The organism is Duganella sp. sic0402 (assembly GCF_019219065.1).
GTDB lineage: Bacteria > Pseudomonadota > Gammaproteobacteria > Burkholderiales > Burkholderiaceae_D > Rugamonas.
Window position 1 is genome coordinate 633,445 of sequence record NZ_JAHUWK010000001.1, and the last position, 26,864, is coordinate 660,308.

Annotated in this window: 17 protein-coding genes; 5 read left to right on the forward strand and 12 right to left on the reverse strand. The window is 60.7% G+C overall.

Annotated features, from left to right (window positions below; all coding sequences use genetic code 11):
* Nucleotides 1-32: 32 nt before the first annotated feature.
* The 6 genes from KW842_RS02760 to KW842_RS02785 are packed head-to-tail and all read right to left on the reverse strand — an operon-like array spanning nucleotide 33 to nucleotide 6,786.
* Complete coding sequence (locus KW842_RS02760) at nucleotides 33-1,397, reverse strand: FGGY-family carbohydrate kinase (RefSeq protein ID WP_218302543.1); 1,365 nt, start codon at nucleotides 1,395-1,397, stop codon at nucleotides 33-35.
* Nucleotides 1,394-2,401, reverse strand: coding sequence for an ABC transporter permease (locus tag KW842_RS02765; protein WP_218302544.1), 1,008 nt, complete (start codon nucleotides 2,399-2,401; stop codon nucleotides 1,394-1,396). Before KW842_RS02765 ends, KW842_RS02760 begins: the two co-directional genes overlap by 4 nt.
* Nucleotides 2,398-3,393 carry an ABC transporter permease gene (locus tag KW842_RS02770; RefSeq protein WP_218302545.1) on the reverse strand — a complete coding sequence of 332 codons (996 nt, stop codon included), beginning with the start codon at nucleotides 3,391-3,393 and terminating at the stop codon, nucleotides 2,398-2,400. The genes KW842_RS02765 and KW842_RS02770 overlap by 4 nt, the downstream gene beginning before the upstream one ends.
* Complete coding sequence (locus KW842_RS02775; protein ID WP_218302546.1) at nucleotides 3,384-4,901, reverse strand: sugar ABC transporter ATP-binding protein; 1,518 nt, start codon at nucleotides 4,899-4,901, stop codon at nucleotides 3,384-3,386. Before KW842_RS02775 ends, KW842_RS02770 begins: the two co-directional genes overlap by 10 nt.
* Before the next feature lie 11 nt (nucleotides 4,902-4,912).
* Nucleotides 4,913-5,899, reverse strand: coding sequence for a rhamnose ABC transporter substrate-binding protein (rhaS, locus tag KW842_RS02780; protein WP_229223448.1), 987 nt, complete (start codon nucleotides 5,897-5,899; stop codon nucleotides 4,913-4,915).
* Between the two features lie 17 nt (nucleotides 5,900-5,916).
* The gene (locus tag KW842_RS02785; RefSeq protein WP_218302548.1) at nucleotides 5,917-6,786 is read right to left on the reverse strand and encodes a DeoR/GlpR family DNA-binding transcription regulator; all 870 of its coding nucleotides are present in this window, start codon (nucleotides 6,784-6,786) and stop codon (nucleotides 5,917-5,919) included.
* A gap of 268 nt (nucleotides 6,787-7,054) precedes the next feature.
* On the opposite strand from KW842_RS02785, the gene KW842_RS02790 reads away from it, so the two are divergent.
* From KW842_RS02790 to KW842_RS02800, 3 genes are read left to right on the forward strand one after another with little or no spacing between them, the layout of a single operon-like run.
* Nucleotides 7,055-9,133, forward strand: a complete 2,079-nt coding sequence (locus KW842_RS02790; protein ID WP_218302549.1) for a bifunctional rhamnulose-1-phosphate aldolase/short-chain dehydrogenase — start codon at nucleotides 7,055-7,057, stop codon at nucleotides 9,131-9,133.
* A 15-nt stretch (nucleotides 9,134-9,148) separates the two neighbouring features.
* A complete protein-coding gene (rhaI, locus tag KW842_RS02795) occupies nucleotides 9,149-10,444 on the forward strand; it encodes an L-rhamnose catabolism isomerase (protein ID WP_218302550.1) in 1,296 nt (431 codons plus the stop codon).
* The gene (locus KW842_RS02800) at nucleotides 10,441-10,761 is read left to right on the forward strand and encodes an L-rhamnose mutarotase (protein WP_218302551.1); all 321 of its coding nucleotides are present in this window, start codon (nucleotides 10,441-10,443) and stop codon (nucleotides 10,759-10,761) included. The genes rhaI and KW842_RS02800 overlap by 4 nt, the downstream gene beginning before the upstream one ends.
* On the opposite strand, the gene KW842_RS02805 is transcribed toward KW842_RS02800, so the two are convergent.
* Nucleotides 10,749-11,606 carry an alpha/beta hydrolase gene (locus tag KW842_RS02805; protein WP_218302552.1) on the reverse strand — a complete coding sequence of 286 codons (858 nt, stop codon included), beginning with the start codon at nucleotides 11,604-11,606 and terminating at the stop codon, nucleotides 10,749-10,751. The genes KW842_RS02800 and KW842_RS02805 overlap by 13 nt on opposite strands.
* A 60-nt stretch (nucleotides 11,607-11,666) precedes the next feature.
* Here KW842_RS02805 and KW842_RS02810 point away from each other — a divergent pair, with 60 nt between their 5' ends.
* Nucleotides 11,667-12,296: a DUF1080 domain-containing protein gene (locus KW842_RS02810; protein ID WP_218302553.1), complete on the forward strand. Its 630-nt coding sequence runs from the start codon at nucleotides 11,667-11,669 to the stop codon at nucleotides 12,294-12,296.
* A 108-nt stretch (nucleotides 12,297-12,404) separates the two neighbouring features.
* Here KW842_RS02810 and KW842_RS02815 read toward each other — a convergent pair whose 3' ends face one another.
* A complete protein-coding gene (locus tag KW842_RS02815) occupies nucleotides 12,405-13,358 on the reverse strand; it encodes a LysR family transcriptional regulator (protein ID WP_218302554.1) in 954 nt (317 codons plus the stop codon).
* A gap of 127 nt (nucleotides 13,359-13,485) precedes the next feature.
* Here KW842_RS02815 and KW842_RS02820 point away from each other — a divergent pair, with 127 nt between their 5' ends.
* A complete protein-coding gene (locus KW842_RS02820; protein ID WP_218302555.1) occupies nucleotides 13,486-14,616 on the forward strand; it encodes an alkene reductase in 1,131 nt (376 codons plus the stop codon).
* 63 nt (nucleotides 14,617-14,679) lie between these two features.
* On the opposite strand, the gene KW842_RS02825 is transcribed toward KW842_RS02820, so the two are convergent.
* The 4 genes from KW842_RS02825 to KW842_RS02840 all read right to left on the reverse strand — a co-directional run bounded on the left by KW842_RS02825 (nucleotide 14,680) and on the right by KW842_RS02840 (nucleotide 26,838).
* Nucleotides 14,680-17,886: a di-heme oxidoredictase family protein gene (locus tag KW842_RS02825; RefSeq protein ID WP_218302556.1), complete on the reverse strand. Its 3,207-nt coding sequence runs from the start codon at nucleotides 17,884-17,886 to the stop codon at nucleotides 14,680-14,682.
* Nucleotides 17,887-18,135: 249 nt separating this feature from the next.
* A complete protein-coding gene (locus KW842_RS02830) occupies nucleotides 18,136-20,862 on the reverse strand; it encodes a pentapeptide repeat-containing protein (protein WP_218302557.1) in 2,727 nt (908 codons plus the stop codon).
* On the reverse strand, nucleotides 20,859-24,761 hold the full coding sequence (locus KW842_RS02835) for a hypothetical protein (RefSeq protein ID WP_218302558.1): 3,903 nt from the start codon (nucleotides 24,759-24,761) through the stop codon (nucleotides 20,859-20,861). Before KW842_RS02835 ends, KW842_RS02830 begins: the two co-directional genes overlap by 4 nt.
* Before the next feature lie 106 nt (nucleotides 24,762-24,867).
* The gene (locus KW842_RS02840) at nucleotides 24,868-26,838 is read right to left on the reverse strand and encodes a U32 family peptidase (protein ID WP_218302559.1); all 1,971 of its coding nucleotides are present in this window, start codon (nucleotides 26,836-26,838) and stop codon (nucleotides 24,868-24,870) included.
* Nucleotides 26,839-26,864: the final 26 nt, after the last annotated feature.

A 26,864-nucleotide genomic window follows, 5' to 3' on the forward strand; every position in this document is an offset into this window, starting at 1 on the left:
TCTAGCGCGATTTTTTCCCCGCTCGCCAGATTCTAAAGTAAGACTTTCAGCCAGCGTTGTTTATATTCCAGCCAGCCGGAAAGGACCAGCGGTGCGGCGCTTTGCTTGCCGCCGGGCGGCGTGTGCCGCCAGTGATGCAGCATCCAGCCGCCACAGGTGGTGCCGCTGCTGTCGTCAGTGCAGCTGATTTGCCGTTGCGGGCGCAATGCGGCCAGCAATGGCGCGAACCACGGATTGCCGGTGAAGCTGCCTTCGACCACGACGTCCGTATCGACGCCCAGCGCGTCCAGGCAGTAGTCGCTCATCAGCACGCAGTACAGCGTGGCAAGCGCGTAACGCTGGCGGGCGTCACGCGGCAAGGGGCCGTGGACGCCACCTGTGCGCTGGGCAAACGGCCCGGTGGCGCCGGCAAAGCTGGGCAGGGCGAACGTGCCTTGCGCAATCAGCGCTTGCAGGTCTTCGACAGTGCAGGTTTCGGCATCCTTGCCAGCGAGCTCGCCGAACTCACGCCCGCCCATGAAGCGTATGCAGGCCACGGCCTGGCCAAGCGCATTGCTGTTGGCGAGCATGTCGGCGTCCTCACGCAGGCCGTCCAAAGGCATGCCCGGCGCGGCGGCGATTACCCAGGTGCCGGTCGATAGCACGGCTGGCGGCTGTTCCGCCGTCAGATGGCGCAGCAGCGAGGCGTTGCTATCGTGGATGCCGCACAGGATGCTGCAGTCGGCGGGCAGCCCGGTACGTTGCGCCAGTTCCGGCTTGATGACGCCCAGCGGCGCCCACGCAGGCCGCAATGGCGCAAACAGGCGGTTCCAGCCCATGCGCTCCAGCAGCGACGAGTACTGCTTGCTGGCGGGCAGCCACAGGTCGGTATGGCAACCCAGCGACGTCACTTCGCTGGCCGGCATGCCGCACAAGCGCCAGGCCCAGTACTGCGGATACATCAGGATGTAGCGCGCGCGGCGGAATTGCCTGGGAAAGGACTGCGCTTGCCATGCCAACTGGCAGCCCAGGTTCAAGCCGGCCGGCAGCATGGGCGAATAGGTGGCGGCATATGGCGGACGCTCGACCGCGTAATGCGCCTGCTGTGCTACGGGCATTTCGTGCTCGTAATCCAGCACCGGCAGCACCAGGCCTTCATCATCTACCAGCGCTGCGGTGGCGCCGTGCGTGACAGGAACGATGGCGCCAACCCGCGCCAGGCTGGCATAGGCCCGCATCCCGTCGAGCATCCACTCCCAGATGCGCTCCGTATCGTAATGTGGGTACAGTCCTTCGCGCAGCACGGCGTTGGCCATGCGCCGTTCGGCCAGCACCGCGCCCGATACATCCAGCAGCACCAGCTTGACGTTGGTTTTGCCGATGTCGAGGACGATGGTGGCGTCTTCCGGCAGCGTCATTTCTTGCGCCCGCTGAGCAAGCGTGGCAGGGCGATGGTTGCCAGCAGCAGCATGCCGATCACAATGGTCATGTAGATGCCGGGAATGTTCGCCATTTGCAGGCCGTAGGTGACTGTGCCCAGCGTGAGCACCGCCAGCAGCACGCCGCCGATGGTGCCTGCACCGCCAGCGATGCTGACGCCACCGAGGATGACCATGGTGATCACTTCCAGCTCCCAACCCATGGCGATATTCGGTCGTGTGCTGCCAATACGTCCGGTGAGCAGATAACCCGCCAGGCCGGCCATGGCGCCGGTCAGCATGAACAGCGCCATGCGATAGCGGTCCACGGCGATGCCGGAGAAGCGCGCGGCGACAGGGTTATTGCCAATCGCGTAAATGCGGCGCCCCCAGCTGGTGGCGTGCAGCAGCACTGCGAACAGTGCGGCAAACACCAGCAGGATGACGAATTCACGCGGCACGGCGTCGAAGAAATAGCCCTGGCCCCAGTCGGCCATCGCTTGCGGATAGCCGGTGAAAGCCTGGTCGCCCAGCACCACGCTGGCCAGTCCACGGAACAGCGAGACGGTGCCGATGGTGACGACGATCGACGGCAGGCCGAAGTGCGTGACCATGATGCCGTTCAGGCAGCCGCACAGCATGCCGGTGCCGACGGCAATCGGCAGCAGCAGTTCCGGCGGCATGCCGTTGGCGTGCGCCAGGCCGATGGCGACCGAGGATAGCGCCAGGATGCCGGAAACGGAAATGTCGATCTCGCGGCAGATGATCAGCAATGCCATCGGCAGCGCGATCAGGGCTTTTTCGCTGAAGTTGAAGGTGCCGTCGGCCAGATTGTCGAGGTCCAGGAAGTGCGGCAGCAGCACGCCGTTGGTCAGGAAGGCGAGCAACAGCAACAGCGCCAGCAGGCTTTCGCGCCGCGCCAGCAAGGCGCGCAGCCCAAAGCCGGGACGGTCGGCGATCACGTAACGGGAAGATGAGGTCATGGTGTTGGTGGTGGTGGTCATGCCGCAGCCTCCGCCGGCTTGGCCACGTGCAGCGGCAGGATCTGCCGGCCGCCTTGTTTGCCGTTGCGGGCGTTAATCAATACCGCAGCCAGAATGACGATGCCGGTCAGCGCGCTTTGCCAGAATGGCGACACCTTCACCACTGGCAGCGCGTTGCCGATCACCGCCAGGAACAAGCCGCCCAGTACCGCGCCGGCGACACTGCCGCAACCGCCGGCGATGCTGACGCCACCGATCACGCACGCCGCGATGACGGTGAATTCAAAACCGTAGGCGATTTCGGTGTAGGCCACGGCGTAGCGCGCAACCCACAGATAGCCGCACAAGCCTGCCATGCCGCCGGACAGACCGTAGGTCCACATCAGCCGGCGCGCGATGGGAATGCCGACATAGCGTGCCGACGAAGGCGCGTTGCCGATGGCGTACAGGTCGCGGCCGAAGCGGCTGTGCCGCGCCACGTACCATGCCGCCAGCACGGTCAGCGCAGCGATCCAGACCAGGTGTGTGACGCCCAGCAACTGCGCCAATGGGAAGGCGATGAACTCGGGTGGCATCTGGTGCGACGACACCCACGCGCCGCCGGACAGCACGAACACCATGCCGCGATACACGCTCATGGTGCCGAGGGTGACCACGATGGGCGGCAGATCGAGGTAGCCGATCAGGTAGCCATTGATCAGGCCCAGCGCCAGCCCGATGACCACCGCCGCCAGCACCACGGCAAGCAGCGGCAGGGTGGGGAAGCGCGCCGCCAGCAGCGCCGACATCATGCCCGCCAGCGCCAGGGTGGAGGCCATCGACAGGTCGATGCCACGGGTGACGATGACCAGCATCTGCGCCAGCGCCAGCATGACCAGCAGGGTGCTGTCGGTTAGCAGATTGGCCAGGCTGCCCGGCGTGACGAATACCGGCGCACGTGCGCCGACCAGCGCGATCAGCGCAATAATGCACAGCGCCAGCTGGGTTTCCCGCATTTTCAGCATCATGCGCATTCCTCCAGCGGCTGCGCGCAGCCTGAGGCGGCGGCCACGATCAATTCCGGCGTGGCCTCGGCACGCGCGTAGACGTTTTCAATCCGGCCCTGATGCATCACCACGATGCGGTCGGCCAGGCCCATCACCTCCGGCAGCTCGGACGACACCAGGATCACCGACAAGCCCTTGGCCACCAGTTCGCTGATGAAGCGGTGCACGGCCGCCTTGGAACCGATGTCGATGCCCTTGGTCGGTTCATCGAGAATAATCACTTTCGGATCGGTCGCCAGCCATTTGCCCAGCACCACCTTCTGCTGGTTGCCGCCGGAGAGTTCGGAGACGTTCTGTGTCAGATGCGCCGCCTTCAGTTCCAGCTGTTCCGCATAGTGGCGCGCCACGGCGGTTTCCTGCGCACGCCGGCCGCGCAGGAAGAAACCCACGCGCGACAAGATCGGCAGCGTAATATTGTGCAGGATCGGCAGCGTCAGGTGCGCACCCTGGTGTTGCCGGTCTTCGGGCACATAGGCGATGCCATGCGCGACGGCGTCCGCCGGGGAAGCGATGTACACCTGCTTGCCGTGCAAGGACACCGTGCCGCGCACGCCCGAGGTCAGGCCAAACAGCGCCTGCATCACCTCCGAACGGCCGGCGCCGACCAGGCCATAAAAGCCGAGGATTTCGCCCTGGCGCAGCGAGAAGCTGACATCGTCAAATTCGGTCGGATGGCAGAAATTGCGCACTTCCAGCACCACCTCGCCCGGCGTGACGGCCGCCTTGGGGTAGGCATCCTTGACCGAACGGCCGACCATCAGCGACACCAGTTCCGGCTCGCTGATATCGGCCAGCGCGCCTTCGGCGATGAACTGGCCGTCGCGCAGCACCGTGTAGCGGTCCGCCACCGCGAAAATTTCATCGAATTTGTGCGAGATGAAGATCACCGCCGTCCCCGCCGCGCGCAGCTGGCGGATGATGCGGTACAACTCCTGGATTTCGCGCTGCGACAGCGAGGCGGTAGGCTCGTCGAGAATGACCACCCGCGCGTCCTGCGACAGCGCGCGGGCGATTTCGACGAAGTGGCGCTGCGCCACGCTCAGGTCCTTGACGCGCGCACGCACCGGCAACGTGACTTCCAGCCGCTCGAACAGCTTTTGCGCTTCGCTTTCGATGCGCTTCCAGTCGATGCAGCCACGCATGCAGGGCTGGCGGCCGACGTAGATATTCTCGGCCACCGTCAGTTCGTCAAACATCACGGTTTCCTGGTGCACCGCGGTGATCCCCGCCTGCATTGCATCCTGCGCGCTGCTGAACGACACCGCCTGGCCGGCCAGGGCGATGCTGCCTTCATCGGGTTGATAAATGCCGGTCAGGGTTTTTACCAAGGTCGATTTGCCGGCGCCGTTCTCGCCAATCAAGGCCATCACCTCGCCGGCGCGCACCGTCAGCGACACCTGATTCAGCGCGACGATGCCCGCAAAACGCTTGCAGATTCCGGTCAGTTGCAGGACCGGGCTTGTATTCGTAGTCATGGAATGCCTGGTCAGAAGATCTTGGAGAATTTATCGACGTTCCCCTTGTTATAGGTGAACGGCGGCGCCATCGAACCTTCGCCATTGGCGTCGATTGCGATGCTGCCCATGCGGCCTGCGTTGATGCTGCCGCCCGGCCGGGCAGTCGGCTGGTTCTTCACAAAGTCATAGGCCGCATAGGTGGCCGCGTACCCCAGGTCGATCGGGTTCCAGATCGCGAACTCGCGCACCGCGCCGCTCTTGACGTGGCCCGCCATCTCCGACGGCAGACCCAGGCCGGTGACAAACACCTTGCCGACCAGGTGTTCATCGACCACCGCCTTGCTGGCGGCGTTGATGCCGACCGTGGTCGGCGCGATGATCGCCTTCAGTTTGGGGTAGCTGCGCAGCAGGCCAATGGCTTCGCGGTAGCTCTTGTCCGACTGGTCGTCGCCGTAGGCCACGGACACCAGCTTCATCTTGCTGAACTCGGGTTTCTCCAGCACCGTCTTCATCACGCCGATCCAGATATTCTGGTTGGTGGCTTGCGCCGACGCGGACAGGATGGCGATTTCGCCTTCGCCGTTGATGGCGTCGGAAGCCATTTGTATCTGCTTCAAGCCGATCAGCTCCGCGTTGGAAGGATTCAGCTGCATCAGGCGGCCGTCCTTGGCCAGGCCGCTGTCGAAGGAGATCACCTTGATGCCGCGCGCCATGGCCTTTTTGGTGATCGGCACCAGCGCGTTGGGATCATTGGCCGAGATGACGATGGCGTTGACCTTCTGGCTGATCAGCGAGTTGATGATCTCGATCTGGCCTTCGGCGCTGGGGGTGGTCGGACCGGTGTAGATAATCTCCACATTTTTCAGCTCGGTGGCGGCGTCCTTGGCGCCGCTGTGGGCCGCGTCGAAGAAGCCATTGCCGAGATTTTTCACCACCATGGCAATGCGGATCTGGTCAGGCGCTTTTTCCTTGCAGCCGGTGACGGCCGCCAGCAAGCCAGCGGCAACGGCCGCCAATACGATCTTCCTGAGCTTCAATGGGCCGCCTCCGTGTGATACATGCCGGCCACCGCCTCATAGCCATATGGCGCATTGAATACCGATGGCGTGAGCTGCTGCGGTATCGCTTCCGGCTCCACGGTGACCACGCGCACGCCGGATTGCTCCAGCAGCTGCACGGCGGAATCCGAAGCGTCGGTGTCGGTGATGACGGTCGATACGCGGTTCAGGCCACACAGGATCAGGCCAGCTTTCTTGGCGAACTTGGAGCTGTCGGCCAGCACGATCAGTTCTTCGGCTTGCGAGATCAGGCGTTTTTCGGCCTGGATCAGCAGCGGATCGGCCTCCATCAGGCCAAGCAGCGACAGGCCGTAGACGCTCATGAACATCTTGGCGGCGTAGTGGTGCTGGGTGATGTCGTTGTCGAAGGGGCTGAGGATGACGTTCTGTTCGCGGTACACCTTGCCGCCGGGGACGATGATCTCGTTCTCGCTGGAAACCAGCAAGCGCTCGGCCATCAGGAAGGAATTGGTGAGGATTTTGAGGTGATGGTCGACCAGGAATTCCGCCATCATGAAGGTGGTGGTGCCACCGTTGATGATGATGGTTTCGCCGTCGTTGCAGATACTGGCCGCATACCGGGCGATGGCGCGTTTGTGCTCGCCACGGCACTGGATATTGTTCTGGAAGGTCTCGCTGCTGAGCGTGAAGCCGCGCTTTTTCTGTTCCAGGTTGGCGGCGCCGCCGCGCGTCCTGGTGAGCAGATTGCGGGCCGCGAGCCAGCTGATGTCGCGCCGCACGGTGGCGGGCGAGGCGTTCAGCCATTCGACCAGTTGCGGCACACTGGCCGTATTATGTTCGGCAAGCAGTTTCAACAAACGCTTGCGACGCTTGTGATTTACCATTTCAGTCTCCTTTTATATCGGTCTACTACCGTCATTTCTGCGGCGTGCCTGTTTATTAACGATAAAGGCTAAACACTTCCAAATCGCTCGTCAATCACTGTGCGATCAAATATTTGATTGTTTTGATATGCGTTACCATTTTTGATCACAATTCAATCATCGCTGTGATTATTTGGTTGTTGGTCATTTTCTTGATTGCTTGCGCATTGACACCCATCTGCCGCTGCTTTCTACTGATCGAAGTAAAAACACAACACGGAGACACGCAATGAAAGAACCCCCGATCACTTCTTTATGGGACGATGCCGCAGCCGCCAGCATGAGTGAACCCGAGCTGCTGCTGTACCGTTCCAATCTGCTTGGATCGGATCTGCGCATCACCAACTTCGGCGGCGGCAACACCTCGGCAAAAGTGATGATGGCCGACCCGCTCAGCGGCGAGCAGGTGGAGGTGCTGTGGGTGAAGGGCTCGGGCGGTGATCTGGGCAGCATCAGGCTCGATGGTTTTTCGACGCTGTACATGGACAAGCTGCGGGCGCTGAAACACCGCTATCGCGGCCTGGCGCACGAAGACGAGATGGTGGCCTATCTGCCACACTGCACCTTCAACCTGAACCCGCGCGCGGCCAGCATCGACACGCCGCTGCACGCCTATATCGACCGCAAGCACGTCGACCACATGCACCCGGATTCGGTGATCGCGATTGCCGCCTGCGCCAGCAGCCAGACGTTGACGCAGCAGATTTTCCAGGGTGGGCTGGGCTGGCTGCCGTGGCAGCGGCCCGGCTATGACCTCGGTCTGAAGCTGGAGGCGCTCTCGCAATCGCAGCCGCAGCTGAAGGGCATCATCCTCGAAGGACACGGCCTGTTCACCTGGGGGGATAGCGCCAAGTCCTGCTATGAGACCACGCTGGCCATCATCAAGCGCGCCGAGGAATGGCTGAGCGCGAACCTCAGGCAACCGGTGTTCGGCGGCCAGGCCAGCACGCCGCTTCCGTCCGCCGAACGCGCCGCGCTGGCGGCCAGGCTGATGCCGCTGCTGCGCGGGAAAATCAGCCGCGACGAATACAAGCTGGGGCACTTCGACGACAGCGACGCGGTGCTGGAATTCGTGTGCAGCCGCGATCTGGCGCCATTGGCGGCGCTGGGCACGTCCTGCCCGGATCACTTCCTGCGCACCAAAATCCGTCCGTTTGTCATCAACTACCAGCAGGATTTCGATCAACTGGTGGCAGGACTGGACGATGCGCTGGCGCAGTACCGTGCCGATTACGTGGCCTATCACACCCGCTGCAAGCGCGATAACAGCCCGGCGGTGCGCGACGCCAATCCGATTATTTACCTCATCCCCGGCGTCGGCATGCTGTCCTTCGCCAAGGACAAGGCCACCGCCCGCATCGCCGGCGAGTTCTACATCAACGCCATCAACGTGATGCGTGGTGCGAACGGCGTGGACACCTATGTCGGCCTGCCGGAACAGGAAGCCTTCGACATCGAATACTGGCTGCTGGAAGAAGCTAAGCTGCAACGCATGCCGAAACCGAAGTCGCTGGCCGGCCGTATCGCGCTGGTGACCGGCGGCGCCGGCGGCATCGGCCAGGCGGTAGCGAAACAGCTGCTGCAAGAGGGCGCCTGTGTGATGCTGACCGATATCGACGCGGAAGCGCTGGCGCAGGCGCACAAGGATCTGGTCAAGACGGCCGGCAAGGATAACGTCGGCAGCGTGGTCGCCAACATCACCAGCGAGGCAGCGGTGGAAGACGTGCTGAAGGCGGCGGCGTTGCGCTTTGGCGGACTGGATATGCTGATTTCCAACGCCGGCATCGCCTCGTCGGCGCTGCTGGAAGACACCACGCTGGAAGTCTGGCAGCGCAATCAGGACATTCTGGTGCAGGGCTATTTCCTGGCCAGCCGCGCGGCCTTCCGCATCATGAAGCAGCAGAAGCTGGGCGGCGCGATGGTGTTCGTGGCCAGCAAAAACGGCCTGGTGGCGTCGGCCGGTGCGTCTGCTTACTGCACCGCCAAGGCGGCGGAAATCCACCTGGCGCGCTGCATTGCGCTGGAGGGAGCGCCGCATGGCATCCGCGTCAACGTGGTCAATCCGGACGCAGTGATACGCGGCTCGCGCATCTGGGACGGCAAGTGGAAGCAGGAACGCGCACAGTCGAATAAAATCGAAGCCGACGATGTGGAGGAATTCTACCGCCAGCGCAGCATGCTGAAGTTGAGCGTGCTGCCGGAAGATATCGCCGAGGCGGTGTACTTCCTGGCCAGCGACAAGGCGGCCAAGAGCACTGGTAATATCCTCAACGTCGACGCCGGCAATGCCGGGGCATTTACACGATAAAAACAAGGGGACAATGTGAGTACGATCATCGACAGCGGCCGCGTGGCCGAGCATAACGCACAGCTGCGCGCCGGTCTGAATGCGGATTACGAGGCGCTGGGCGGCATGCTGGCCCGGCGCGGCCTGGACATCGAGCGCCTGACCGCGCTGGCGCAAACCTTTGCCGTGGCTTTGCCCAGCTGGGGCGTGGGCACCGGCGGCACGCGCTTTGCGCGCTTTCCCGGCAAGGGCGAACCGCGCAATGTGTTTGAAAAGCTGGACGACTGCGCCGTCATCCACCAGCTGACGCGCGCCACGCCGGGCGTATCGCTGCACTTCCCGTGGGATAAAACCACCGATCCGGCAGCGCTGCGGCAGCAGGCGGAAAGCCATGGCCTGTATTTTGATGCGGTCAATTCCAACACCTTCCAGGATCAGGCGGGCCAGCAGCACAGCTATAAATACGGCAGCCTGACTGCCAACGACGCCGCCACGCGCGCGCAGGCGGTGGCGCACAATATCGAATCTATCGAGCTGGGCAAGGCGTTGGGCTCGAAGGCGCTGACCGTGTGGGTGGGCGACGGCGCTAATTTCCCCGGCCAGCATAATCTGCGCGGTGCCCTGGAGCGCTATCTGGGCAGCATGCGCGACATTTATGCGGCGCTGCCGGCCGACTGGCTGCTGTTCATCGAGCACAAGCTGTTTGAGCCGGCGTTCTACGCCACCACCATCGCCGACTGGGGCACCAGTTTCGCTTGTGCGCAGACGCTGGGCGACAAGGCGCGCTGCCTGGTCGACCTGGGCCACCACGCGCCCAACACCAATATCGAAATGATCGTCGCGCGGCTGGCGCAATTCGGCAAGCTGGGCGGCTTCCATTTCAACGACAGCAAATACGGCGATGACGATCTGGATTCCGGTTCGATCAATCCCTTCCAGCTATTCCTGGTGTTTAACGAGCTGGCCGATGCGGCGCAGCGCGATGGCGACACCTTCAAGCCAGCCTACATGCTGGATCAGTCGCATAATGTCACCGATCCGATCGAAAGCCTGATGAATAGCGCGGTGGAGGTGCAGCGCGCCTTTGTACAGTCGCAGCTAGTGGACCGGACGGCCTTGCGCCAGCATCAGGAAGCCAACGACGCGCTGCAATCGGCGCAGGCGCTGAAGCAGGCCTACCGCACCGATGTCAGCGCCATTCTGGCAATGGCGCGGTTGCGCGCCGGCGGCGCCATCGATCCGCTGGCTTGCTATCGCGACGCCGGGTATCGCGCCAGGGTGGCGGACCTGCGTCCGGCGGTGGCGGGCGCCAGCGGTAGCGGCATCGTATGAGCGCCAACATCCGCGCTTTCCGCATGCAGCTCAAGCCGGGGTCGGTGGCGGAATACAAGCGGCGCCACGATGATTTGTGGCCGCAGCTTGGCCGCGCGCTGCGCGACGCTGGCATCTACGACTATTCGATCTTCCTGGACGAGGAAACGCTGCACCTGTTCGCTGTGCTGAAGCTGTGGCCCGACCACGCGATCGATGATTTGCCGCTCAAACCCATCATGCAGCGCTGGTGGGACAACATGGCGGAGCTGATGGTGGTGGAGCCGGGAAACCGGCCTCGCGAGTGGCCGCTACAGCAGGTGTTTCACTTCGCCTGAGTGAGCAAGCCCCGATCGCGCAGCCATTCTTCCGCGCGGCGCGGCCATTGCGACGAGGTGCCCAGGCCTTCGCGCATGCCCATGCCATGGCCGCCATGCTCGAACAGATACATCTCGGCCGGCACCTTGGCCTTGGTCAGCGCCTGGTAAAACAGGATGCTGTTCTCAACCGGCACCGAGGTGTCGGCCTGGGTGTGGATCAGCAGCGTGGGCGGGGTGGCGGCGGTGACCTGTTTTTCCAGCGACATCAGCGCCAGACTCTCGGCCGACGGCTTGGCGCCCAGCAGCGCGGTGCGCGAACCGGCGTGGGCGGCCGGGTCCTGCATGGTGATCACCGGGTACATCAGCATCAGGAAGTCCGGCCGGGCGCTGACGTTGTCCAGCGCAGCGCCGGTGCGGCCCAGCGGGCTGTCGAACAGCGTGCCGGCGCTGGCCGCCAGGTGGCCGCCGGCCGAGCTGCCCATGACGCCAATGCGGTCCGGGCGTATACCGAATTCCGCCGCCCGCGCGCGCAAGGTGCGCACTGCGCGCAGCACGTCCTGCAATGGCGCTGGATGTCCGTACTCCTGCATGCGATACTTGAGCACAAAGGCGGTCACGCCCAAGGTGCCCAGCCAGTTTGCGTACTGGTCGCCTTCGCGCGCGGTGGCCATGCGCACATAGCCGCCGCCGGGGCAGATGATCACCGCCGTGCCGTTGGGATGATCGACCGCCGGCGCCACCATGGTCAGCGTGGCTTCGCTGACGTTGGAGGTGTAGCCGCCACCGATTTTTTCAGCGCCGATGTCGCGTTTGCCCGGCACGCCTTCCGGCCACAAAGAAATGACGTTGCCTGCTGCTGCCATTGCTGAACCGGCCGCGCCAAACATTAAAACAAGAAGTAGTTTTTTCATGAAGGAGACAGAGTGAACAAGTTGTTGAGTGCTGCAATATTAACCGTCTGCGCGCAATCCGCAGCGGCGGTAGACCTGTTTAACGGCCGCGATTTCAGCGGCTGGGAATTGCAAACCACGCCGTCCGCCAGCATCGTCGACGCCTTCCGCGTGCTGCCGGACGGCGTGATCGCCTCGACCGGCGCGCCGTCGGGCTTTCTGGCCACCACGCAGCAGTACCGCAACTATACCTTGCACGTGGAATGGCGCTGGACCGGTAAGCCAGGTAATGGCGGTGTGCTGTTGCATATCAGTCCCGGCGAATTTGACCGCGTATGGCCGGTCAGCCTGCAAGTGCAGACCAAGAACGGCAGCGCCGGCGACCTGTTGCCGATGGCGGCCGGCAGCTTTGCCGAGCCGCTGACCAGCGCGCCGGGGGCTGCCACGCGCATCAAGGCGCATACCGCGCCGGACAGCGAGAAAGCGGTAGGGGAGTGGAATAGCTGCGACATCGTCAGCCGCGATGGCACAGTGGAAGTGACGGTGAATGGGGTACTGCAAAATCGGGTGACGCATGTTGCTCCCGCATCGGGACGGATCGGCTTCCAGCTGGAAGGCACGCCTTATGAACTGCGCCGCGTGGCGCTGACGCCACTGGACTGAGGAGAAAACCCTGCCGGCTCAGGAGACGATGGAAGAGCGGACCGGCAGGGAAGGAGTGCGGATCAAGTATCGGAGATCCCCGGACGGCATGTCAACAGCGTGCGCGATCTAATCATTTTTATGATCATTCCTGACAAACGCTCCGCAGCGGAAGATATCCGGCTGATCGCTAGCAAGCTGCAACAGTCCATCAATCACCACCCGCACCTTGGGCTGGATATAGCGCGTGCGCGGCCAGATCGCATGGATGGGCATGCTGGCCCCTGCATGCTGGTCCAGTACAGTCACCAGTTCACCGCTGATCAAATGCTGGTGTACCAGCCAAGTGGGTAACTGCGCCAGGCCACAGCCATCCAGTACACTTTGCAATATCATCTCGCCGTCATCCAGCGAATGGCGGACCTGAATTTCCTGTTCCTCGATCTGCCCGTTCTGCACCTTGAGCAGCCAGCTGGCCCTGCCGCCGCGCCGCCAGCTGATGATGCAGTCATGTTCAAGCAAGTCCGCCCTCTCCATGGGGGTGCCGCGTTGCCGCAGATAGACTGGTGCGGCGCAAATCACCAGGTGCTGTTCTCCCAGCTGGCGGGCCACCAGTTCGGCGTCGTCGTGCAGATCACCGATGCGCACCGCCAGGTCGATACCGTCGGCGATCATGTCGGTGATGCGGTCGCCAAAACTCAGCGCCAGATCCAGCGCCGGATGCCGCTGTACCAGCGTAATCAGGGTCGGGCCGATATAGCGGCGTCCGAACGCGCCCGGCAGGTCGATGCGCAGCAAGCCACGCGGTTCCGCCAGTCCGGTGGACAGGCAGTTTTCGGTATTGGCGAGATCCTCGGTTACGCGCAGGCAGGCGGCCAGATAAGCCTCGCCGTCATTGGTCAGCGTAAGCTTGCGCGTGGTGCGGTGAAGCAGCTTGAGGCCCAGCCGCGTCTCCAGGCGCGATACCGCCTTGCCGACGGCGGAACTGGTCACGCCCAACTGGTGTGCCACAGCCGTAAAACTTTGCAGCTGCGCAGTCAGGATAAATTCTGAAATGCCGTCGAATTGGGCTTGCTGGGCCATGTCAACCTCCTTGAATCCACAATTCTATACTTTGAGGATGAAGTCCATGGAATTATTTAGTATTTATTGGAGTTGAATTCCAGTTTAAGCTGATTCCCTGCCTTAACTTTTCTTGTCAGGACCATCTATGACCCAGCTTTTCCAGCCTTTCCCACTCGCCGGCCGCACGCTGTCCAACCGTATTGTGATGGCGCCGATGACGCGTTCGCGCGCGCCGGATGACGTGGCGACCGAAGCCATTGCGCTGTATTACGCGCAACGCGCCACTGCCGGCTTGATTGTCAGCGAGGGCACGCCGATCTCGCGTGAAGGGCAGGGCTATTTGTTCAATCCGGGCATCTATACCAGCGAACAAGTCGCCGGCTGGCGCACTGCGACGCAGTCCGTGCGCGCGCTGGGCGGCAGCATGTTCGCGCAGCTTTGGCACGTGGGCCGCGTGTCGCACCCGTCAATCCAGTTGCAGGGCGGTGCGCCGGTCAGCGGCAGCTCCCGTATCGCTGAAGGCGGCATGGCGTACGGCTACCTGGAAGATGGTGAGCCGGGCATGGTGGCGACTACCGCACCACGCCAGCTGGCGACGGAAGAAGTGGCACGCGTGGTGCGCGACTTTGCCGATGCGGCGGAAAACGCGGTGCAAGCAGGATTCGACGGCGTTGAAATCCATGGCGCCAATGGCTATCTGCTGGAGCAGTTTTTGAACCCGCTGGTCAATGACCGCAACGACCAGTACGAGGCGAGCGCGATGGAAAACCGCTTGCGCTTCGCACTGGAAGTGGTGGATGCGGTGATTGCCCGCATCGGCCGTGAGCGGGTTGGCATTCGCCTGTCGCCATACGGGCGCTTGTACAGCATGCCGCATTACGACGAAATTGATCAAACCTATATCGCGCTGGTGCAAGCGCTGGGCGAGCGTGGCATCGCCTACGTTCACATCATGGACCAGTCGGGGTTTGTGATCGGCGAGGACAGCACGGCCGATTCGGTATCGGCAAAAATCCAGAAGCTGCTGCGCACCTTCCGCCCGCTGTTGCCGGAAACCGCCTTGATCCTGGCCGGGAATATGACGCGCGAACGGGCGGAGGCGCTGATTGAGGATGGCGTCATCGACCTGGCGGGCTTTGGCCAGCCCTTTATCGCTAATCCGGACCTGGTTGCGCGCTTGCGCAATGGCTGGCCGCTGGCACAGCCGGACCGCGCCACCTACTATGGCGGTAACTCGCGCGGACTGACGGACTATCCGCCTTATCTCGCGCAATAAAAAATGCCGGGCACCGCGAGGCGCCCGGCATGAAAGACAACTAAGGAAAGATTACAGCGAGGATTACAGCGACCGCAGGAACGCCAGCAAGGCGTCGCGGTCGGTTTTGCTCAGCACCTCGAAGCGCTGGCGCGACTTGGCAGCTTCGCCGTCGTGCCACATGATCGCCTCGGTCAGGTTGCGTGCGCGGCCGTCGTGCAGGTAGCCGACCTTGGCGCTGTTGCCCATGACTTTTTCGGTGTAGCCGATGCCCCACAGCGGCGCGGTACGCCACATATTGCCCTTGGCTTGACCTTCGACGAACTTGTCGGCCAGGCCAGCGCCCATGTCGTGCAGCAGCAGGTCGGAATACGGACGGATGGTCTGGTTGCGCAGTTCCGCAAACAGGTGGCCCGAACCGGTTTTCATTTCCACGGTGTGGCAAGCCGCGCAACGCATGCCCTGGAACACCTTGGCGCCGGCGGCTACCTTGGCTGGGTCAACGTTCAGATCATCAATCGGCGCCACGCCTTTCGGGAAACCACTAGACAGGCTGCGTTGGGCAGGCACGGCCACCAGCGCCAGGTAACGCGACAGCGATTGCAAATCTTCTTCCGAGATGCCTTTCTGAGCGGCGGCGGAAGCGCAACCGGCAGGATCGGTGTTGCACGAACGGTTGCGGTACACCGGCGACGTGACTGCCATGTCTTGCAGCAGCGCCGAAGCCGTCTGCTGGCGCAGCGTCGCTTTAGATGCCTTCCAGCCGAAGCGGCCCAGACGCACCGCGCCGGATTCCGGATCGTAGACGTAGTTGGCTACGCCTTTGACGCCATCCACGTCGGCAGCGCTGGTCACGCGCGCCAGGATGTCGGCTTCCGGCACGGCTTCCAGCAGGCCTGCGCCGATGATCGGTTGCGCGGCGCGCAGCGATACGGTGTCCGGCGTAGGACCTTCAAACGCCAGCTTAGGCTTGCGCAGTTCCACCGAGGTGCCGTCAGCCAGCTTCTTGGTGACGCTTTCGAAGCCGGAGACACGTACGCCAGTGCCCCAGTTCTGCGGCGCGCCGGTGGACGAGATGGCGTTCATCTGCACGGCGGTGCCGTAGGTAGGATGCGGCAGCTGCTGGCCAGCGGCGTTGGTGGTGGCGACACGCACCGACATGCTGTCCAGCTTCTGGTTCACCGCAACCGGCGCCGCGCTGCGGCCGTTGTTGACGTGGCAGGCGAAGCACGACGACTGGTTGAAGCGCGGACCTTGCAGGCCCACGGCCGCATCGTAGCGGTCATTGCCCGCTTCGTTGTGGTCACCGGTGGTGAAGTTGGTGTGGAACAGGCGGCGGCCTTCAACAAAACGCTGCATATTCTGCATGCCGATGTTGGTGTGCGGCTGCTGGAACATGAACAGCGCGTTGTCCGCATAGTTGTAGCTCACCGAACCCAGGCCGCCGGACAGCGTTTCCGCTGGCAGCGGCACGGAGTTCAGGCGCGGCTGCACGCCGTACCATGGCTTCAGGCCCTGGCCAACAACGTACACCCACTCATACGAATAGTAGCGGATGCCGCCGTTGTCGCCTTTCGACAGCATCGACTCGGTGGTCGAGAACATCGATGGCGATACTTCGATCACATCGCCCTGCACCAGCGGACGCGCGTCGATGCCTTTGCCCGCGATAGGGAAGCCGTTGGCGTCCAGCGCGGTCATGCCCGGATAGTTCTTGACCTGCAGCGTGCATGCACTGTTGATGCCATTGGCGCTGGCCAGCTTGTTGTTGGCCGGGTAGCCGATCGGCTTGCAGACCTTGACGCTGTCGTCCACCAGCTGGCCTGGCGCCATCCAGCCGTAGCCGGTCACGCCCGGCCGGTCGATGGCCCGGAAGAAGGCGATGCCGCCGCTCAGGAAGTCCACCGTGGTGTATTGATTCACCGTCAGCGTTGGCTTGGTGACGCCAGCCACGCGGCTGTTGTCGATGATCTCCACGCCCCAGGTGCGGTTCTTGAAGTATTGCGGCACGAAGGTCAGGTAGTTGCCCGGACCTTTATCAACCGGCAGGCCGGTGGCGGGATCAACGGTTTCGTTAGGACCGTAGCCGATTTCGTTCCATTCTTCGCCGCGCTCGCGGCCGTGACGCGCCAGGCCGCGCGCGCCGAAGCGGGTGACCAGCGTGCCGTCGGGCAGCGAGAATTGCAGCGATTCGATCGGATCGGCCGATGCTGGCAGTGGCGCCCAGCCGGCGCCGCTGGCAGGGAACTTCAGCGGCGAAGTGGTGGAGCTGGCCAGCGAGTTGTCGCTGCCCGGCGTTTTGAACTCGACCTCAAACAGCGAATAGCCGTACTGGGTGGCGCGCGCCACGCCTTGCAGGCGGATGAAGCGCGCGTTGACGCCGAGGTTGAAGAATTCCTCGGTGCCGCCCTGGCCGTTGCCCACGGCGCGGATCTGTGTCCAGTCATTGCCGTTGTCGGACACCAGCAGGTTGTACTGCTTGCCGTAGGCGTTTTGCCAGATCAGCTTCATGTAGCCGACCTGGGTTTTGACGCCGAAGTCGTACTGAATCCAGGCGCCGTCTTCAAACGCGCTGGCCCAGCGGGTGTTCAGCTTGCCGTCGATGGTGTTGGCCGCCGTGTCGCCCTGGTTTTCCAGCTTCGACGAGGTGGCGTTAACCGGCTTTAGCGCTACGCCAGGCTTGGTTGGATCGACGATCACCGGATCGGTGGTGGCCGGTGGCGTCTCAGGTTCGGTCGGGGAGGTGGCCGCGCCGCCGGAGTAGGCCTGAATCTCGAAAATTGAATAGCCGTAATTGGTGGAACGCTTCACGCCCTGCACGCGCAGGTAGCGGCCTTGCGCGCCCAGGCCGGTCCAGTCCTCGATGCCGCCGGCACTGTTGTCGACCGTCTTGATGGTGGTCCAGGTGGCGTTGTCGTCGGATACCTGCAGCAGGTACTGGGTGGCGTGCGCGTTTTCCCACTCGATGCGAACGCGGTTGATAGGCTTCGAGACACCGAAGTCCAGGGTCAGGTATTGATTATCGTTGAACAGGCTGCCCCAGCGCGTGCCTTGATTGTGGTCGATGGCCGCTGCGGCCGACAGGTCGCCACGCTCGGAACCACTGGAGCTTGCCTCGACCGGCGTCAGCGCGACTTCCGGCTCAGCGGCGGCGCCACCCATCACCTTCATGGCGCTGGCAGTGCGGTTTTGCGCTGCCGGCGTGTTATCGCTGCCGCCACCGCAGGCCGCCAGCGCGAGGCTGAGTGCGAGCGGTAGCCCTGTTTTGCTTAATCGTTGAAACGTTTCCATTGATCGCTGTCGATGTGGAAGAAAGTTCATGCTATCCCCTTGGCTTTTGGCTGGTATGAAGTGGTTGCCTAACGGTATTCCGCGAGCGCCGCGCATTTTCCTATAGAAAAAGTTTTAATAGCGCACGAATCGACAGCAATTCGTACACCGTAAAAAAATTTCCATGTGGAAATGAACGTGAAGATAGCTTAGGGGGTGTTGACTGTCAAGCTAGTTGAGCAATAGTGCAACGCGAGGCTGTTACTTACTTTACTCAACAGAGAGCGGGCAGTAGTGTTTTTGGGACGGTATGCAGGTTGGCGGTTTAGGCAACATGGCTGCCGTCGCTCTCAGCCATCGCTCGTCCCAGTCCTTTCTCTGCCCGAGTAGCTCACCGTCCGGCAGCCGAGTTTTTTCATCCATATTATTTCGATGAAATGCTGTCGCTGGGAGCAGGGTATTTTGCACAATCTCCAATTGATTATTTAGCCCCAGTCGCTGTATTTTTATGTCTTTCGCAAAAACATCAACTTTATCCGAATTCTCCAGCAGGACGTAGCTTGCATAGCCCTGTACCCTATCTTCTGAATCGTTTATCCGCCAGCTTTTGAGGTTGCCTTTAATTTTTGCCTTAGGGCCTAATTTTAAGTGCCTGTTTTCAACCAGCTTTTGATCAAAAGATTTTCCGATTGGAGGGGGAATATCGGTTTCATTTTTTATTTTCGAGGCCTGGAGCTCAGTCAGGAATGCTTTTTCCAAAGTAAATAAGTAAACGCCATTGGTGCTTGGGATCGCAGCGCCATCGAAATTTACGCCTTGGAGTTTGGCGTCGGTAAAATCTGCTTCCGCCAAGTGAGCCTTGCTAAGCTTTGTCGCAATCGAAACGCCGGGAACCGGAGAAAGGTCCGCACCTTTGAACTTTGTACCAATAAGGTTTGCAGAACTCAGGTCTGCTCCCTGCAGAATGACCCGGCTCAAATCGGCTGAAGCAAGATTGGCGTTTGCCAGCTTTATTTGCGTCAAAACGGCCCCCTCCAATTTACACTCCGGCCCGTACAAGTGTGCACCTTCGGCGTCAACACCCTCAAGATTCGCGTTGGTCAGATTGACGTTAACCAGATAAGCACTATTTAAGTAGGCATGTTGCGTGGGTACCAGGGCAAGCAACTCATAATGACCATCCGCACGACGCTCGCTCCGGATCAGCGGCACGGCGCCTGCTTCTTGCTCAATCTGCTCAGACATTCTTTGCGACAGAGCAGCCACATCTGCCTGACCGATATGTGCCAGGGAAGTACGGCTGATAACTTTATACATACCAAATTGTGCGCCCGTTAATATAGCGTTCTGGAATTCTACATATTTCAGATCAGCGCCGTGGAAGAGGGCACGCTGGAACGACGCGCCTATGATGTCCTTCCCTTCGGTGACTGAATTAAATTTTGCCCCTTTGAGGTCCACATCTATCAGTATGACGTCGTCAGCCTGCAGAGCGGTCAAGTCAGTGGTCGCCAGGTCCGATATCTTTGCACCGGTCAGATCAAGCGCGGTCCAGTCTTTGCGGAACATGCCCGCTTTAAACGAGGTGCCGGCCAAGTTGGTACGCTGCGTGGTGTCTTTCGAGGTAATCGGCCGTTGCAGGCATGACACCGTCGACAAATCCCGATCTTTAAGATTCGTCCCTTGGATCAGGGTTGCGCTCATCACCGCATTGGTAAACTCTGCTTTGGTCAGATCAAGGCCAGACAAGTTGGCTTCAGTCAGGTTTGCGCCGCTAAAGTTCACTTTGCCTAGCGTGGCGAATCTGAAGTTCGCTTTAGTCAGGCTTCGTTTGGACAAGTCCATTTTAGGAATAAGAGCGTATTGCGCACTCAAGTTGTCCAGCTTTTTCGGCAAGTCGCTGACGGTTGCATTGCTCAGGTCGAGACAATCCCATTTCAGCCCAATCAAATCGGCGTTCAGCTTTGCCCCTATCAGTTTGGTCAAAGGAGTTTTGCTGTTGGGGGTGTCGACGGAAAAACGGGGCATCAATTTGATGTCGAATTTTACCGTAGTTAAATCGACGCCCGACAGGTCAGCACCGCAAAAATCTGCGCTGTTGACCACGCAGCGGTCTAATTTGCTGCCGCTAAGGTCAGCGCCCGAGAGCATCGCGCCGCTGAAATTGGCGCCACGCAAATCACATTTGCTGAGATCTGCGCCACGCAGATCCGCCTTCACAAACGATAAATAGGGGGGATCGACATCCTCGCCACGGTCCCTGAATACTGCGTCAACGAATTTGGCGCCCCGCAGGTCGCAGCATGTAAAGTCAGTACTCCAACAGACGGCGCCGGCCCAGATGCTATTGGCGAGTTTGGCGGCTGAATCTTTGCTGCCATAAGTCGTACCGATGTTGGAACTCTTGCTGAGGTCTGCCGAGGTCAGATCGCATGGATACATGTGGGCACGGTCCAAGCGTGCATACTGCAGTTTTGCTTTTGGAGCATTAAGACAAGCAAAATGATCCTCCAGATTCACATAACGCAAATCCAGCGCCTTTTCCGCGTCGACAGGCGTAAATTGCCAGGCAGCCGGCTTGAAGAAGGGATTCGTCGTTGGATGCAGATATAACAAACTCTCGTCCTTGTCATGTCCCGCTGAGGCGCCCAACCAGGATTCGCCTATCCGGATCCAGGCCGATCCACCGGTGTTATCGATGCGACAGTCTTCGAACACTGAAGTTACAGGCTGACGGTCAAAAACTAGATTGCCCACGCCGACGCTACCCTGCGATGGCAGATCAATCATGAACGCACCTTCGCGCTGCTTAATGGTCACAGGCGTGTGGCATGTGAGCATAAAGTCTGACTTGACGCCCTGATATAAGCGGACAGCCATTGCCTTGCTGACCTCAGTGGTCAGGCGCACCTCGCTTCCTGCCAGCGTCAGATAATACGTTTTTTTCATCGCCTCGGTGGAGGCGATGAATGCACCGAAAAAATAATATTCCGTCATGCTGTGGTCTGATTACTGTTGGGTAACGATGGCGCCCACTGACTGATCGACGGCTCGTGCGGGCCGCTGGCATGTGTCAGGGTCTCATAATTGAGCGTGAATAGCGTGCGCCAGTGGTCGACGGAAATCTTGGCCGCACTGATGCAAGCATCGCCTTGCTTGCTTGGTGTACGGCTTAAGTGGCTGCCATCTGGGTTGTAGATATCCAGTCGGTAGTCGTTCGGACTGCTGCCGCTATTCAGATGCGACAGTACATAGATAAAACCTTCCGGCTCACAGGCAATGTCGAGATACTGCAGTTGCTCCGCACGCGGGTTGAGCGCCAGCGTGGCAATCAGCTGTTGAACCTGAAGCTTGTTTTCTGCGTCCTTTTGGATACGGAAGGTCTGCGCGTTGGTGGCGTCACGTAGCAGCCAGCGGCTGCCCGGGCTTTCCATCTCAACCGAGAAGTCAGCCAGGCCGCGCACCGGTATTTCGTGGCCGTCGTTGCGCACATCGAAGGCCAGTTGGTTATCGGGATCGTGTATCAGCCATACCTGATCGGGCGTTACCACTTCCACAAAGGCCGTTGGCGCTAACGTTAGCCCTTTGCCGGTAAGCGCCTGGCGAACGGTCTCGCTGAGTTCAGCCTTATTCAGCTCCGCCTGATGCGCCGCTTCCAGATAGGCGCGCGGCGCAACAGATGGCGTCAGCTGGGCCAGCAACGCGATCGTCAGCGCGGGCGATACCCTACGCTTGTCGAGCGTGACGGCAAAGCTAGCGTCGAGTTCAAAATGCAGGGGACCGGCGAAACACTGCACCGCATTACCGGTTGTATCGAATGCCTGGACCCGGCTGTTGTTCTGCTCCAGCAGAAGCACGCGGCCGTCGGCCGTGACTGTCATGGCTTTCGGGCCATTCAACAGGCCTTCTAGCGCCCCTTTGCCACTCATGGGGATGGCGAGTTCCGCTTGCGCGTCGCTGGTGGGAGCCTCCTGCAGCTTGAGGATTTCCATCTTGCTCTCCGCGTAGTTGACGCCGATTGCGTAGCCGCCGGGATGCACAATCACCGCGTCCAGGTTTTGCTGGTTGAATACGCCCCAGCTCTGGTCTGAGCCGTAGTCAAAATCGGTGGCCGGGGCACTCAGGTCGACATGGCGCAGATGCAGCTTGCTGTCGCGCGAGCCGCGCGGATCGAGGTAGAAGTTACGCGGGCTGAATTCCGGGTAGGGGGAGGCATATGCCATAATCCCGGATGGCCGCCGCTTGAGCACATACAGTACACCGCCGCCAGGCTGGTTCAGCGTCCATACGCTTTCTTTGGCGACGATCACCTTGCTGACGGTGTTTTCAAGCGGTTTTCCTGCGTCGTTGAATGCGCTACGGATATCGGCAGGAACCACCTGGTCTGCGGAGTCCAATGCTTTTTGCAGCGTCAGGGGCAGTGTCAACAGTGCTTCAGGGCCGAACTGGTCCAGCGTGAGATAGGGCTGCACCGAGAAGCCACGCGATGGGAATTTTGCCCCTTTGTTGGGATCGGCCAGTGTACTAATGCATTGGAATACATGCATAGGTGTTTGCACGCGGGTCGTGTCATTATCCAGCGGCAAGCCCATTTGGTCAGCCCGCCAGGTGTAGCCCAGCCGATAGGCGTGGTTGTTCAAGCTCAGGTTGATCAGCTTGGTCACATGGCGGATACCGTCGCTATCCACGGTTTTTGCCACCGCTGTTGGCGCTTGGTGAGTATCACGCCAATAGCGTGCACCATTCTTATCCAGACTGAGTACCTTCTTGTGTTCGTAGACAGTCGAAGAGGTGAGTGGCACTAGCCGTTCAATGATGGCGCCGCCGACCTGGATTGTGCTGGAGCCGTCGGTGGTGGCGGCGTTGATCCAGTCGCTGACCCAGGCGCCACACATCCACTGGTTCTTGGCATACAGGTTCACACTGATCTGAATGTTCTCACCATTCCCTGCTGCGACGTTGACAAAGGTGTGCTGAATAGTCTTGCCAAGAGTACTTCGAGGAAACGGTCCCATCGTTTGCGAGGTCCCGCTTTGGTGCGTCAAAGTTAGGGTGTAGTAATCGAGCTGTAACGGCCAGACCGCGTCTTCACCTCCATGCACAGGATCTGGTTTGACCGTGACCGCGACATCAATCGCGCGGCTCAATTTCAGATCGTAGACTGCGGGTGCGTTGGTGACCGCCACCGTGGTTGAGATCATCATGCCGGTAGCGGCGGTCAGGCACATCACTTTCATGACCCAGCCGGCAATCGGCATCGCCTGCGCCACTTGCGCGCCTACTACGCGCGCCACCAAAGGTTTAGCGATCAGGTGTATCAGCGCCTGGCTGAAGATAATGCTACCGATGGCAGCACTCGCTTTGCGCAGGAAAAGTTCCGGCGTCATGGTTTTCAGCCAAGCGTCGCCATCTTCGCAGAGTACCCCCAGTAAGGCCTCCAGCACCAAAGGGTTTGTGAACAAGCTGTACAGCCAGGAGCTGGAGTCCATGCCAACGCCAAAGCCAATCATCAGGCCCGGCACGCCGTAGTTCAGAATGCCGGTGGTATTTCTGCCGAGGTGGTCAACCTCGCTATCACCCTTGCCGGTGCCCAGGCCTGCCAGCAGGATGCGCGCCTTGACTGCGCCGTCGGCAAACGGGAACACTAGTGTTGTGGTGTTCCCGCCGAGCGGAATACCCATGATGCAATCCGCAGGGCGAATGAACTGCAGATATTTCTTGCTGGCGGTGCCGCGATATTGCGCGCTCTTGATGCGCTCCACCCAGTCTTTTGGGGTGATAGGTTTATCCTGGCTATCGAGAAACTCGACATACGCGCCGAGGCAGCGATTAGCTTTGTTCTTGACGCCGATGCGTACCGTTTGGGTATCGCCGTCAAATTCAATATTGTCGCTGATCTCCAGTCCCCAGCTGGAGCCTGGATTGGCAAGTGTCCATTTGTACATCGCGCCTTCCACTGCGCTTTGCAGCTGGCTGGCCGGCTTGCCGATACCTTGTTTGTCTTGAGTCGAAGGGATGCCCAGCGAACGTTGCCAGGCAATGCCCTGCAAACGGGCCTCATCTTTGAGGATGCGCAGCAGATAGTCCAGCGTCGGCTTGGCTGCCTGCAGCGTACCTTCATGCAGGTCCGTCAACGGCAGCCGGCGGTTACCGTCGACATCGGTTGGCCATTTGACTTCGACATTGTCGCTGCCGATCAGGCCCGCAGGTGGCTCGACTGGCGTGCCATCAGCATGGCGCGCGATGGTGTTAATCGTCCAAGGGTCTCTGTGGCCAGCAGGATGGCGCGAAATGTATTGCCATAGTTCCGGATGGTGATCAAGCGCATCCTCGATGTAGTAGTCTAGCATGTCAGCCGCGATTTCCGGATTGATCGAGGCAACTTCAGGATGGTTGAACAGGATGGTTTTTGCCGCTTCATAAGGCGTCATGAAATCGCCGGCATCGGCCAACAGGGTAAAATTTTCGTGGCTGGCGGCCTGTCGAAGCAGCGGGGTGGCATGCAATTGGCCCAGAACCGCTGGATGGCGTGCTTTTAAACTGTCGCGCTGGCGGCGCCGCGCAGCAATTTTTCGACTTTCCAGAGGCACGTGGATGCCCGTGGCAACGATGTCGCCTATGACAGATTCAGAATCGGCTGCCGGGCGAGTGGCGTAATACACGGTTAATGTGGTGGCGGAAAACTCGACTTCATCGACAAAGTGGGTAATCCGTCCCAAGTGTTCACCAGGAATCGCCGCCAGCACCTGATTTCGTTCGCGATGTGCACTGAGTGTTTCTGGCGTGTGCAACGTAATCGAATATTCTTTGCCGCCAGCATGGAGTGTCAGCGGTGCATCTATAGCCTCAGTCAAAGACAGATGCAGGGTGCGGAAAGAGGTGGCACGCGTGGACATAGTGGTTTTCCGGAAAGTTTTAGAATACTGCAATGCTAAAACTTTCCAGTGAACCTGTATGTCACGTAAACGTGCTACACGGCACTCCTTGGAACGATAACGCTACTTAGGCGCGCGGGCGCTGGCGGTGGAATACCAGAGGGCTGTACGGGATGTTGGACGGCGGCGCCGATTTCAGGATGCCCGGTTTCATCGCGCCGACCACGTGCATTTCGCACGGCTTGCAGTCGAACCGCAGGGTGTAGGTTTCGTCGCCGCTGACCAGGGTCATCGGTTCGGCGCGCACCTGGCCCTGAACGCCTTGCACGCCCTTGGCCTGTTTCGGGCACAGATTGAAGGAGAAGCGCAGGCAGTGCTTGGTGATCATCAGCGGCACTTCGCCTGGCTCTTCGTGCGACTCATACGCGGCGGCGATCAGCTGCACGCCATGCTTGTGGTAGAAGGCGCGCGCTTTCTCGTTGTAGACGTTGGCCAGATAGCTCAGCTGCGTGTCCGGATACACGGCCGGCGGCTCGGCACCTGCTTTACGGGTAGGACGGTCCCAGGCAGCGAGGCGCACGGCCTCATGCGCCTCGATGGCCTCGCGGCGCAGCGCGTTGATCGCGGCCGATGGCACGAACCATGGCTGCGACAGTTTCAGCTCGACGCTGTCACACACAAACATGGTGTTGCCCAGCTTGGCCAAACTGGCACGCAGCGAGGCATCGGCCTGGTCGGCGTTTTGGGCAGGCTGCAGCGCGATGGCCGCGCTGGTGTCGCTGACAAAGCCGTCTTCGTCGCACAGCGACAGGCGCAAGCCGTCTTGCTGTTCGCTCAGCGTCAGGTGCAGGCCGACTTTGCGGTCGGCGGATTTCTTGTTGAGCGACGCTTCCCAGTGGTGGTCGCGGTTGCGCTTGATGGAGGTGCCGACTTTCAGGCCGGGCAGGGCGCTGATTGCCTCGTTCGGGAATACGCGCCAGACCTGACCTTCCTCGTTTTCGTCGAGCTTCTTGACCACGTTGGCCTGCACGCCCTGGACTTCGCGCTTGTGCATATAGTTCAAGCCGTCGCCATTGGCCATGGACGCATTGGTCACCACGTCGAAATGGTCGGTGGCGACACGGCTGACCGTGCCCAGTTCGACGCCCACGTATTTAGGGCTGTCGAAGGCGCCGATATCTTCCAGGCGGCCGTTGGCGAAGTAATCGGTGTGGCCGCGGTGGAAAGTCTTGTCGACATCCGGCGTGAACATGATCTCGGTGCGGCCGCTGGCGGCGCGCGTGAATTCGGTGCGGCGCTCCAGAATCTCATCCAGCAGCAGGCGGTAGTGGGCGGTGATGTTCTTCACATAACCCATGTCCTTGTAGCGGCCTTCGATCTTGAACGAGCGGATGCCGGCGTCGACCAGTGCTTCCAGGTTGGCGCTCTGGTCGTTGTCCTTCATCGACAGCAGGTGTTTTTCATACGCCACCACGCCGCCCTTGCTATCGCTCAGCGTGTACGGCAGGCGGCAGGCTTGCGAGCAGTCGCCACGGTTGGCGCTGCGGCCGGTGTCGGCGTGCGAGATATAGCACTGGCCGGAATACGCCACGCACAGCGCGCCGTGGATGAAGTATTCCAGCGGCGTGTCGACGTCGGCGTGGATCTTTTTGATCTGTTCGATGGTCAGCTCGCGCGCCAGCACCAGCTGCGAGAAGCCGACGTTGCCGAGGAATTTGGCCTTCTCTGCGGTGCGGATGTCGCACTGCGTGCTGGCGTGCAGCTGGATCGGTGGCAAGTCCATTTCCAGCAGGCCCATGTCCTGCACGATCAGCGCATCGACGCCGGCGTCGTACAGTTCCCAGATCTGCTTGCGGGCTGCTTCCAGTTCGGCGTCGTGCAGAATCGTGTTCAGCGTGACAAAGATGCGCGAGTGGTAGCGGTGTGCGAATTCCACCAGCCGCGAGATTTCCTCGATCGAATTGCTGGCGTTATGGCGCGCGCCAAAGGCGGGGCCGCCGATATACACGGCGTCCGCACCATGCAAAATGGCTTCACGGCCGATTTCGGCGGTTTTGGCGGGCGACAGCAATTCAAGCTGGTGGGCTAGCAGAGTCATGACTACATTCCTTACAATCGAAGGCG